This window comes from Rhodococcus aetherivorans (genome assembly GCF_011058165.1).
Classification (GTDB): Bacteria; Actinomycetota; Actinomycetes; order Mycobacteriales; family Mycobacteriaceae; genus Rhodococcus; species Rhodococcus aetherivorans.
Window position 1 is genome coordinate 31,978 of the sequence record NZ_JAALEG010000050.1, and the last position, 11,979, is coordinate 43,956.

Annotated in this window: 5 protein-coding genes; 2 read left to right on the forward strand and 3 right to left on the reverse strand. The window is 67.1% G+C overall.

Translation table 11 applies throughout. The annotated features are described in order from the left end of the window. Window positions 1-3 precede the first annotated feature (3 nt). Window positions 4-4,725, reverse strand: coding sequence for an Eco57I restriction-modification methylase domain-containing protein (locus tag G6039_RS18700; protein WP_043800261.1), 4,722 nt, complete (start codon window positions 4,723-4,725; stop codon window positions 4-6). Beyond that, window positions 4,722-7,568: a helicase-related protein gene (locus G6039_RS18705; protein WP_308936527.1), complete on the reverse strand. Its 2,847-nt coding sequence runs from the start codon at window positions 7,566-7,568 to the stop codon at window positions 4,722-4,724. The genes G6039_RS18700 and G6039_RS18705 overlap by 4 nt, the downstream gene beginning before the upstream one ends. A gap of 631 nt (window positions 7,569-8,199) precedes the next feature. Here G6039_RS18705 and G6039_RS18710 point away from each other — a divergent pair. Together G6039_RS18710 and G6039_RS18715 are read left to right on the forward strand one after the other, a co-directional pair. Then, the gene (locus tag G6039_RS18710; protein WP_043800264.1) at window positions 8,200-9,246 is read left to right on the forward strand and encodes a restriction endonuclease; all 1,047 of its coding nucleotides are present in this window, start codon (window positions 8,200-8,202) and stop codon (window positions 9,244-9,246) included. Between the two features lie 281 nt (window positions 9,247-9,527). Beyond that, a complete protein-coding gene (locus tag G6039_RS18715) occupies window positions 9,528-10,202 on the forward strand; it encodes an LppP/LprE family lipoprotein (protein WP_051446099.1) in 675 nt (224 codons plus the stop codon). Between the two features lie 667 nt (window positions 10,203-10,869). On the opposite strand, the gene G6039_RS18720 is transcribed toward G6039_RS18715, so the two are convergent. Then, complete coding sequence (locus tag G6039_RS18720) at window positions 10,870-11,877, reverse strand: hypothetical protein (RefSeq protein WP_043800266.1); 1,008 nt, start codon at window positions 11,875-11,877, stop codon at window positions 10,870-10,872. Window positions 11,878-11,979 lie beyond the last annotated feature (102 nt).

An 11,979-nucleotide genomic window follows, 5' to 3' on the forward strand; every position in this document is an offset into this window, starting at 1 on the left:
GCGCTACCGCTCCGCGGCGAGGCGCCGCTCGAACTCGGTGTACGCCTCCCGCATGTCGGCCTCCCGGTCGAGGAACCGGAACGGCAGCTCATAGGTGTAGGTCTTGCCGGCCGGATTGGTGGCGGTGCGCTCCTCCTCGGACAGCTTGTCGCCCCTGGTGCGCCACTTGACGAGAACCTCTTGCGGCACCAGCCGCCCTGCGTTGTCGTAGAGGTAGGTCTTGCGGTCGTACCCGTACAGCACCGGGAACTGGGTGCGGTACACCGTGCACAACTCGTCCGCGGTCAGGCCCAGGCCGAGGGCAACGAGCGCGTCGATCTCCACCAGCGCCTGCCGGCGGTCCGCGGCGATACGGAGAGGGGTGTCACGGGTCCACTCCAGGCCAATCTCGCCCAGGGGGCGGCGACGGGTGTGGGTGAAACCGCCGGTCCAGGAGTCGGATTGCATTGCTGGGTAGACGCATTCGTTCCATAGGCTGGCGTAGGCGGTGGTTACGCAGTTTAGACGAAGGGCGCGGCCGGCTATGGCCAATCGGATGCGCGAGTGGTCCACGAACGGGAGACGTGACACTGTGGTGGGAGAGATCGTCGCCTTTGGCGCGGACCTAACTCCAAAGTCTGCGATCAACGAACTCGCAACGCCAACAACTGTTGCAATTGTGCGAGTACTGTGAGGGATCGCGGCGGCGGTGAGTCCATGAATGTGCGCTGCGCCAGGGGGAAGAATGGCCGGTATGAGGGTGCGTTCTCCGGTGTTCGCGGCCATCATTCGCCAGGCGATGCGGTAGCAATCCCGGGCACGAACGGTCTCGACAATGCCGTCCTCGCCGGTGACCTCCCAGGAGGTGTAGTCGGCATCGTACTTCTCCGGTGCGCAGACGGGCTTGTACGAGGTCGCCGGGATCGCGTCGGCGGCGAGCGCCTCGAAATCGGTCGCTGACCAGTCGAGGTTGTTCCGCATCGTCGAGTTCGGCGTCTTGTACAGCGGGGTCGCGACGTGTAGGTGCGGGCCTTGGAGGATCACGTCATCCCATGAGTTTGCGACACCCCACTCGGCTTCGAAGTACCCCTTGGTGCGGTCGTTCTTCTCGTGCCAGCCCGCCGAGAACTGAAGTCCGAGTGCCCCGATTCGTGAAGTGGCTGTGAGCTTCTCGAGCACGCTCGCTGCCGATCGGTTCACCGTGTAGACCATTCGAGTCTGCCGAGCCGGCACTGCGGGAGCCTCGAGTGCGTTTTTCCACGATTCGAGTACTTCGTCGGTGACGGTGATGATCCGTGCCGCGTGTGGCCGCAGGTCCCATGCACCGGCGTCGTCCTTCAATCCGGGCTCCGGCCCCGTTCCTTCGTGTTGCAGCGAGCGCACCACGGTGTCGGGGTGGTACAGCGAGGCCGCGCTCAGAAAGTTCGGGTCGCGGTGCGGTCCGTATACGTGAATGCCGTAGGAGACATGATGGTCAATCTCGAAGAACTGGAGTTCGTTGATGAACTGCCAGTGCCGGCGCAATCGTCCGTACGTCGCTTCCCGCAGCACCCCCGCCTTCTCGTCGGTGAAATGCGTCTCGGGATGAATCAGGGACACCACGCCTCTGGCCGATATGTGTCGCCAGGTTTGCTCCATGAAGCAGCGGTAGAGGTCCGGCTGTAAGCCCACGAGGTGCGGATACTGGCGAGAGTCGCCCACGAACTCGGCCAAGGCGGCGACGTCCGCTGTCCCGTCGATGACAAGGTTGCAGATTCCTGGCAGTGTGAGCGTGGCCTCCCGTTTCGCTTTCACCTGTGCCTGAGTCGCCTTGATTGCGAGTTGAAACCAGGGATCGCCTTCGGCGAGAAGAGCGTCTACGTCCGTTATTGGCCGCACCCAGGGTGGATTTCCCACCTGCAAGTCGAATCCACCTCGGGCGAATACCGGCGCGAAGTCGAGCTCCCAGTGGAAGAACCCGTGCCGCTCGGCCAGCCGCTCGCACACCACCAGCCACGGGTGCGCTGTGAGCACGTCCTCGGGATCCTTCGCCTGTGCGAAGGCGAGGTCGGCGTCCTCGGCTTCGCCGAGTTCCGTCCATTCCGCGATGTCGGCGAGGCTGTGCTGTTGCTGGTCCTTCCGGCTCACCTTGAGGTCTTGGCCGAGCAGTTGCCGCAGGGCGTCGATCCAGTTGTCGATGGTCGGTGGCGTCACGAGTTCGCCGTTCACGGTGGCGGTGTCGTCGGTGAGGGGCCAGAACCAGAGTGCGCACCAGGCGTCCATGACGCGGCGTAGGCGCTGGTAGGAGCCGTGGGGATCGGCGAGGGAGGCTTCGATCTGTTCTCGGGTGACGGCGCCGCCGACGGGGAGCTGGTCGGCGCCCCACACGGGGATGTCGCGGCGGATCTGTGTCTCGGCGATCTCGAGCCGGCGCAGCGCCAGCGCCCACAGCCGGTCGGCGCGGCGTGCGAGCTCGGCGAGGGCTGTGACCTGTTTCGCGGTGAGCTTGGGCCGCAGCGACTTTCGCCAGTGTTTGAGGCGTTGCAGCGTGTCGGGTGCGAGTTCCTTGGCGTCCTTGGCGTCGACGGTGCTGCCCCAGCCGTCCGCGGGCAGCAGGAAGTGGTGGACAGCCCCGTTCAGATCCTCGCCGAGCCCGGCGATCGGCTTGTCGACTGGCATGGCGGTGATCCAGCCCGCCGCCTTGACCGCTGCCGAGGGCAGCACCGCGCGGCGCGCCCCAACGAGCGAATTACCGCGCCGCAGGTGCAGGCCGAACCACGGGGCCGACAGGCCTTCGCCCATGGTCGCCAGCCACAGCGAGATCTCGGCGAACTCGACCGCGGTGGCGTTGAGGTCCACTCCGTATACCTGGTGCAGCGCGATGTAGGCCTTCACCCGTTGCAGCGCGGCGGTGTACTTGTCCGGGTCGATCCGCTCGCCGCGTTCCTCCTGTGCCCGGGTCAAATACTGCTCGGCGAGTTGCTGCACCGCCTCGATCGCGAACGCCCCGGACCCGAGCGCGGGCTCGCACACGGTCAGGTCGAGGATGTCGCGGGCCGGGGTGCGGATGCCGTCCTGGTCGAGCAGTTCCTCGAGCGCCTGCCCGACCACGAACCGGGTGAGCACCTCGGGAGAGTAGTACGACGCGGACTGCTGGCGTTCGCGGCCGGCGAGCCGGAACACAAATGTGCCGCGCCGGTGGATCACCGGCTTGCATTCACCGGTGACCTCGTCGGGCGCACGGACGAAGTCGGCCTTCGCGATGCCCTCGATGCGGTCGTGCGGCACCACCCAGGAGCCCTTCGACGCATCACCGTTCTTCGCGACCTCGTACAAGTCTTCCTCGGCGAAGAATCCGGTGTAGCTCATCAGGCCCTCGTACACCGCGCCGAGCTGGTTGATGCCGAGCTGGGCGTAGGAGATGAAACCGCGGTCGCGGCCCTTGGCCTCCTTGCTCAGCAGCAGGTGCCGCAGCACCTGCTGCAGCGCGGCGTTGCCCAGCTTCACCTCGTCGATCAGCGCCGTCGTGACGGGCCGGAACAGGTCGGCTCGCAGCGACCGGAACGTGAGCCCGGCGAGCCCGGCCTGCTCGGCCTCGTCGGCCGGGTCGAATTCGGTGGGGTCGGTGTCGTCGGTCTCGTCCTCGTCGCCGCCGTCGTGCCCGCGGTCGACGAGCTCGAACAGCGCGGCGAGTGAGTCGTACAGGTGGGTGCCGGCCTTGGCGCGGGGGCTGGCGAGCTCGACGAGCGTCAGCTCACGCAGGCGGTCGAGGCTGTATCCACGCTCGTAGGCGTCGACGCCGACGGGGACCACGGCGAGCTCCGGGGAGGCCTCGGCATAGAGCAGGAACAGGATGCGGTACAGGAACCGCAGTGACTGGCGGGCCAGCGGCTGCGCCTGCCCGGCCGGCAGCGGATCGAGGCCGAGTTCGCGTCGGCGGGTGACCACCTCGTTGGCGATGATCTCGATGGACAGCCGCACACCCTCGCGCAGGTCCTGCGAGACCCCGACGGTGTGTTTGATCGATTCCTCGAGCACCTGGCTCCACCAGATGGTGCCCTCGGCGTCGGGGGCGAGTGACTCGGCCGCCAGGCAGGTAAGGGCGCGGTCGATCTCGGCGCCGCGTTTGTCGTCGTTGCGTTCGCCGACCAGTTGCAGGTCGACGGCGAGGTAGCGGCCCTCGAGCCACCGCTCGCGCTCGGTGACGAGTGCGAGACCGCCGGCGAGGACCAGCGCGAACTGGGGCCCGTCGTCGGCGACGAACAGCCGCGACAGCAGCGACGCGGTCGAGGTGATCGCCTCGTCGTCGGTGTGAAATTCGCGCAGCAGCGTCTTCTCGGTCTTGCCGAGCAGGTCGTCGATCGTCAGGTTGGCGCGCGCCTCGACGATCACCAGCGGCGCCGGACCGGTGAGTCCGCGGCTGCGGAACGCCAGCACCGGGCCGGGTTCGGTGTCCGAGCCGCCCAGACGTTCGCACTCCCACCGCAGTGAGGCGTCGAAACCGAGGATCATCCGTAGCTGCCGGTAGAGTTCATCGAGCAGGTCCTCGTCGGCCGCCTCGGAAAGGCCGTTGAACGTGCGTGTTAACGCGTTTCGGTGCTCGGTGTAGCGGGTACGTGGCGTCGCGTCCCCGTTGTCCTTGGCGGTGTCCCACTGCTTGCGGCGTTCGAGTACCTTCGCCTGGAACGACTGCGATTTCGCGTCGGTGCCGAAGTAGTGCTCGCTGATGAAGTCCTCGCCGAGAACGAGGGCATCCGACGGGGTCATCGTGGCTCCTGTGCCATGGGCGTGAAGTTCTGCGGGACCACCACGATCAGTGGCCGGGTCAGACGCCGATCGGGGTTCATGGCCTGCGCGAGGGTCTCTTCCTCCGTGATCCGGGCGGTGCGCCGCTTGAGGTCGGCGCGTTGCACGAGCGCGTCGGCCTCCTGCTTCCATCTTCTCGACCGCGCGATCCAGTCGTCCACTCGCTGCGCGGTTTCCTGCCGGATCGCGGTCGCCTGCTGGTCGGCCGCCGAATCGGCGGCGCGCACAGCCGCCGCGACCAGCGGTTGCAACGCGTCGACACCGGTCAGGTCACCGGCGTTGACCGCCGACAAGGCCAGCGTCGCCACGGCATCCGGTGCGCTCGCATGCGGCAGGGCGAGCCCGGACGGGGCAGTGGGGTCGGGGAAGGCAACGGTGTAATAGGACGCGGCGACCACCTGGCCACGCACATTGGTGTGCGTGACCTGCACCAACACGGTGGGGAAGGCGACGTCCCCGCGGACCGCGAAGATCTGGTCGCGGCCGAGTTCGGCGAGTGCTCGGTCGGCGGCCCAGTCGATGATCGGGTGCAGCGGCGCCAAATAGTGTGCTTCCGGCCAAGTGGAGGTCGACTCCCCGGACCGGGCCTGCCGCAATTCCTCCTCACCGCGCAGGGTGGTGTATGCAAGCTTGAACGACTCGGTGACCTTGCGGTCGCGCAGGTAGGACTGCGGCAGCACCTCGAGCCGTTGCGCCAGATCGCGCGGCGGGGTGAGGCTGGCGATCGACTGCCGCTTGTGCACCGTCCAGCTCACGCCGTTCGGTGGTGCTTTCTCGGGTGTCTTGATGAACTCGGCGAGGGCGTCGGAGAGGAAGGCGAATTCCGTTGGGTACACGCCGGTTCCGGCCTGATCCGGGATGGCGCCCACCGGTTCGGGGACGTCCTGGGGGATCTGGCCGGTGGCGAGGTCGGCGAACAGCGCGTCGAGGCCGCCGCCGGCACCGACCTGGTCGACGGTCTTGACCACGTGGTCGAGTTGCTTGTGGCCGGCGAGGACCTCGCGGATCGCGTCCTCCTCGGCCTTCACGTCGTAGGTGCCGATCAGCGAGGCGGAGTCGCCGAGCGCGGTGTGCGCCTCGTGCTCACGTTCGACGAGTTTGGTGAGCACCCGGATGTCGCCGCCGAACCGCTCGGTGGACGGGGTGAGCAACAGGGTGGTGATCTCAGGCCGATGACGCTGACCATAGCGGTCGATGCGGCCGTTGCGCTGCTCGATGCGGATGAGGCTCCAGGGGATGTCGTAATGCACCAGATGGTGGCACTGCGAGTGCAGATTCACACCCTCGGAGGCGACATCGCCGGTGACGAGTACTCGGATCGGTGACGACTCGAGCTTGAACGATTCCACGATGTCCTGCTGCTCGGTGTCGGACAGGCCGCCGTGCAGGACCGTTACCTGGCCGAGCTCCCTACCGCGCGTGGGGGTGAGCTTCAGGTCCTTCGCGAGGGCATCGGCGAGCCAGTTCAAAGTGGCGACCCGCTCGGCGAAGATCACCACGCGGCGGGTGCCGGTGCGGGAGACGCCGATCTCGGCGAGGTGCTCGCGCAGGGCATCGTACTTGGCCGAGCCGGCGTGGCGGGCCCGGACGGCGAGGCCGGCGAGCCGGTCGAGCGCGTCACGTTCGGGTGCGGTGGCCGGGTCGTCCTCGTCCAGCCGCCGACGGCGTTCACGGACCGATTCGACCAGCGCCGCCGGGGAGGAGAGATAGGCCTTGGCCAGGACCCACGGGAACAGCGAGGCGTTCTTGCCGGAATAGGGCGAGGTGCCCGACCCCGGCCACAACCACACCTGCTCGAGTTCGCGGGCGACCTCGTCCTCGAGCGGCGACGCCGGGACGGGGATGTTGCGGGGCGGCTGACGCTCGGCCCAGTCGGAGCCCACCTCGCCGGCGACGTCCGGGTGGTGGCGGTGGCGGCGGATGACCAGCTTGGCGACCTCGTCGAGGTCGAGCTCACCGGTGGGACTCACCGCGCTCGGGTCGAGCATGCGGACCAGCTCGGCGAACGATTCCGCGCGGCCGTTGTGCGGGGTGGCGGAGGCGAGGATCAGCGCGTCGGTGCGGGAAGCGAGCAGCCGGGCAAGCCTGTTGTTCTGCGAGGTGGAGTTGGTGACGTTGTGCGACTCGTCGATCACCACCGCATCCCAGGTGTGTTTGCGCAGGCTGGCGACGTAGCGGTCGCTCTTGAGGGTGTCGATCGAGATGACGACCCGTTTGTAGTAGGTGAACGGGTTGCGGTTGCCGGGCAGCACCCGGCGGATGCGCTGGATACCGGTCGAGTCGAGGCGGACGAACGGCAGCGCGAACCGCGTCCACAGTTCCATCTGCATCTGTTCGAGCACGTGCTTCGGCGTCACGATCAGAATGCGTTCGCCCCGGCCGCGGCGCACCAGCTCGGACAAGATCATGCCGATCTCGAGGGTCTTGCCGAGTCCGACGGCGTCGGCGAGCAGGATGCGCGGGCGAAGCTTGTCGGGGTCGAGGGCCTTGCGGACGGCCTTCATCTGATACTCGAGGTGGTTCGCGAGGCCACGGTGCGCGGTAGTCAGGCCCGGGTCGGCGACCGCGACCGGCGTCTTGCGCAGCATCGACTCGAGCCACAGCCGGGACCGCCGGAACTGGTCGGAGGTGTCGGCGACCAGCGCGACCTTCGTCGGATCGGCCTCGACGACATTGTCGATCGCGGTCGAGAACACGGCGTCGGTGTCACGGACCAGCTCGGACAGGCCCGTGACGTGCACGAAGAACCCGTCCAGCGTCGCCTCGACCTTGGTGACCAGCCAGTCCTCGTCACGGACGATCACGATCGAGCCGGGGGCGGCAGTAAATGGTTCTGCGGGCGAAGGATTCCGTGGAGCGGTAGAACACAATTCGGACGTCATCGTCGCCGCACACGCTCCCTGTCAGAAGCCGAAAACTCGTTGCCGGCCGCATGCTGTGCGTGGTGGGCCCGGGACCAACTGCGTTCCACCGATTCGTCCACCACACCGTCCTATATGCGTAACTGTTCGCTGCGCCGTGAGGTTATCACCGCGCTACTCGCGCGACATCAGCCAACCTGAGCATGTCCGCGTGGTGCAATCGGCTGGCAACAGTAGGGAAAACGAAACAGCCAAGCTGTAAGAGCGATCGCGTTCAAATCGTCAACCCATGTGGTGCGTGCCGTCGGAGAGCACTGGGGCGAGGAAGCCGAACGTTGCCGTCGGGGCGAGCAGGCAGGCGAGCCGGCCACATCCGGCACGTCGTAGGGTGCGAGCGTTTCCGTACGCCCCCAGTCCATGGATGAGTTCACGCTCTTGCTGCAGTATGTCGGCCGTTTACGGCGGTAAACGAAAAGGGCCAATTGGTATGGTTGTTTACCGCGGTAAACAACCTGATCCTGACCGGGCCGCACCGCGGAGATTCATCCGCACAGCACGGAGAGGGATCAGAGAAATGACCGCATGGGTGATCCGTGCTGGAAGGCACGGTGAGCGGGAACAGTGGTGTCTCGAGAACGGCACCGCCGGTGGCGGGTGGGATGAAGTCGGCGATCTCTCTCACTGCAAGTCCCGTGCGGATGTCCGGAAGCTACTCGACGACGCGATGCCGGGCACCACATCGGGCTTGCGCGCGAACAATGCGGGCCAACTCTGGGGCCTGCTCCATGTAATGCCGGGGGACATCGTCATCCTGCCCCGAAAGACGACGAAGTCCCTCGCATTCGGTATCTGCACCAAAGGTTACGAATACTGGCCGAGCGCCCCATTGAAACACGTCGTCTCCGTCAATTGGAAACGCGATGACGTGCCCCGGTCGGCCATCAAAGACGACTTGCTCTACACACTCGGCGCGATAATGACGATCTTCACGGCGAGCAGAAACGAAGCAGAGGTCCGATTCCGCACAGTCATTGAGACCGGGACAGATCCGGGGTCGTTAGCACTCGACGAGACCGCCAAGACGCAACAGTCGACCGGGGACGCGGCCGACTCCGACAGTGTCGTCGACCCCGTTTCCGTTCCCACATTGGAGACAATCCGGGACCGTGTTCGCACCCATGTGTCGGAGAACTTCAAGGGACATCGCCTCAGTGAACTCGTGGCCGACATCCTCAGGGTTCGCGGGTTCGTCTGTGACGTTTCTCCACCCGGACCCGACCAAGGCGTCGACATCCTCGCGGGTTCCGGCCCCTTGGGGCTGGACTCGCCGACGCTCATCGTCGAAGTGAAATCCGAGGAGGGACAGATCAAGGCTCCTGTGGTTCGCGGACTTCAAGGCGCGATGTTGTCTAACCGCTCAGATCAGGGACTACTCGTTGCCTGGGGTGGCATCACGAAGGATGCCAAACGGGAGATTCGCACCGACAGACTGACGATGCGAGTCTGGGATGCCGATGATGTGTTGGACCAGCTCTTCGACGTATACGAACAACTGCCCGAAGAGACCCGTCGCGCCATTCCCCTGAAGAGGGCATGGGTCCTCGACGAGGAAGCGGGATAACCCGTTGACGGCGAGCGGCAAGACTTTCGACTATGTCGCGACGCCACGGAACTGATGCGACACGACCCCTGACCTGAGTGACGGCATGGCGCTACCTCGAACGGATCGCCGCCGACGGCGCCGCGTCCCAGCTCCCCGGAGTACGGAAAGGCCGGCCGACCGCAGGTGTGGTACGAACTTCGTGGAAAACGGGCCGACGATGGCGTAACGGCAGCTCCCTTCCTGCGCGACGTACCGGGTGGGTCCGGCGACCGACGCCTCGGCCCCTGCAGGAGATGCCCATGAGGCTCCACACGACCATCCTGGCGATCGGTGTCGCTGCGACTGCCCTGCTCGCAGCATGCGCCACCACCGACGATCCGGCGACCCCGACAACCCCGGCCCCCGCGATACCGTCCGCGGCGGTTGCCCCCACCATCACGGCCGAGCCGTCGACCCGCATTCCGGGTCCCCTACCCACCCGGTCGACGACCGAGCCGCAGGCACCCGTGGCCGTCCCCGTGGAACCGCCTCGAGAGGCCTCCGCCCTCGAAGGAAAGGGGCTGTGTCTCGACCCGACGTCGGCACCGGTCGCCAGCGCGCTCGCAAGCCTGAGCGACGACGACTTTGCGTGGCAGGTGGAGGATGCGACCGACGCCGTCGTCGGACAGTGCCCTGCGCTGATGTGGCTGGTGGCAGTCGGCGGCAACAGTGCTGCCGCTCCGGAGCATGTGCTGTTCTTCGCCGACGGCCGCTATCTCGGCACCGGCACATCCGAGGCCTACGCCTACACGTCGGTCGCCGCCGCCACCGACACCTCCGTCACCGTCGAATACCGGTGGCTCGCCGGAGACGAACCGTTCTGCTGCCCGGCCGGTGGTCCCGCCGCCGTCACCTATACCTGGGACGGATCCCAGATCGTCATGGAACAGCCCCTTCCCCCGGAGATGCTCGCCTCCTACGGCGAGGGGAACTGACCCGGCCCTGTCCGACCAGGCCAATAGTCCGATCACTCCCGGTAGGCACCCTACTTCTCGAGGACCCACCGGGACTGCTCTGCCCGGACCGTGCCGGACTCGCACCACTGGCCGGGCGCTACGTGAACTTCGTTGTTGATGCGCCGTTACGACCGGACCCCTACTCCATGGGGTCTACGCCTTCGGTGCTGGTTGCGCGTGGCGCGTCGATGTCGGCGCGGTGCAGAAGTGACAGCTTCTTCGCCGGTCGGTGTGTTCTACGCGCTCGCGTTGAGCCGGTTGACATTTCTTACGCGGCGAATCCCGGACAGGCCCGATGGGGGTGAGGGAGGCGGACCTCGGCCTATCACTCGGCGCCCACCGCACGCCGCCACCAACCTCTACTCTCGCGCCGCCACCGGTTCGGGCGCTACGTCAGGCGATCCCACCGACTTTGCGGCCGAGCCGCCCCGGCACGGTCGAGTTCGGCGCGTTGTCGCCGTCCGAGGCGGCGTTATCGGAGCTGTCCGCATCCTCGGTCCGCGTCACCAGCCGTCGCACCGTCGAGGCCGACCAACTCGGCGATCGACGTCGAGGTCTCGCCCCGGTCAACGACCTGCGTTAGTGACTTGCCCGCCGCCAGTTTCGTGGCGGGTCCGGCGCACCAGCCCGGTGAAAGGCAGGATGCCTACAGCTCCTCCAGCACGGTGAGCAGTTCCTCGAGCAAGGCATCGGCACGTGCTTCGATGTCGTCGAAGACGTCGGCGAGGCCGTCGAGGCTGTCGCGGGCGCTGCGGCGGGCTGCGATACCGCGTTCGTAGTAGTGCGGATCGAGGTCGATCTCGGTCTCGAGCCGGACGTGCGGGTCGTCGTCCCGGTCCCCCTGCTTGCGCAGGGGCAGTGGGGTGCGGGGCCGTACCCGGCCGGCCAGGTGTTCCCGGACGATCGAGGCGATGGATTGGGCGGTCATCGGTTGGGGCATCAGTGGCAGGTGTCCCCAGCGGTCGATCGGGGACAGCAGGGGTTGCCGGGCCTGCCGGTCGGTGAGCACGCGATGTTCGACCTCGACGGGGTCGGTGAGGTGCTGGGCGAGCAGGTCGGTGTTCGGATACTGATCCAGGAATGCCTGGATCTCCGCCCACCTGTAGTACACCCCCACCGCCGGGCTCGCGCCGGCGCCGGGCTCCGGCGGCAGACAGAACCGTTCCCCGTCGGTCGTGGTGGCGACGAGGGCGCCGGCGGCGACGGTGACATCGCCGCGGCGCAGCCGAGCGAGCTGGGCGAACGGCATCCCGGTCGCGGCCAGGGTCAACAGGAGCCCGTCGCGGCGGCCGAACACCCCGCTCGGCCAGCCGGTGACCGGCAGCTCGGCGGCTTTGTGCAGCAGGAGCGGGGCGAGGCGGTCGAGGCGGGTGGCACGGGCGGCATCCAGCGGGCGGCGGACGGTTTCGCTGCGGCCGGGCGCCGGGTGGCCGTGGTGGGTGTGGACGGTGTTGATCGCCGAGAGCCGGCGCCGCTGGGTCGCGACCGCGGCCGGGTGCTCGCGCAGGAACAGGGCGAGCGCCTCCGGGGTGGCGGGGATGGGCCGGTGGTTGGTGGCGGTGCACCAGTCGGCGAACAGCGCCCAGTCGTGCCGGTACCGCGCCGGGATCCGCAGCCCCGCTGCCGTTCCGGGGTCACGGTAGTAATGGCGCAAAAAACAACGAAGTTCGCGTAGTGCCTGGTCAGCGGGTAGACGGACGCTCTTGTTGGTGGCCGCTATCGGTGGCTGCGGTCGGGGCCGATGAGGCTGGTGATG

Coding starts and splice junctions, on each gene's coding strand:
- G6039_RS18715 (WP_051446099.1), top strand. CDS start 9,528: ATGAGGCTCCACACGACCATCCTGGCGATCGGTGTCGCTGCGACTGCC.
- G6039_RS18700 (WP_043800261.1), bottom strand. CDS start 4,725: ATGACCCCGTCGGATGCCCTCGTTCTCGGCGAGGACTTCATCAGCGAG.
- G6039_RS18710 (WP_043800264.1), top strand. CDS start 8,200: ATGACCGCATGGGTGATCCGTGCTGGAAGGCACGGTGAGCGGGAACAG.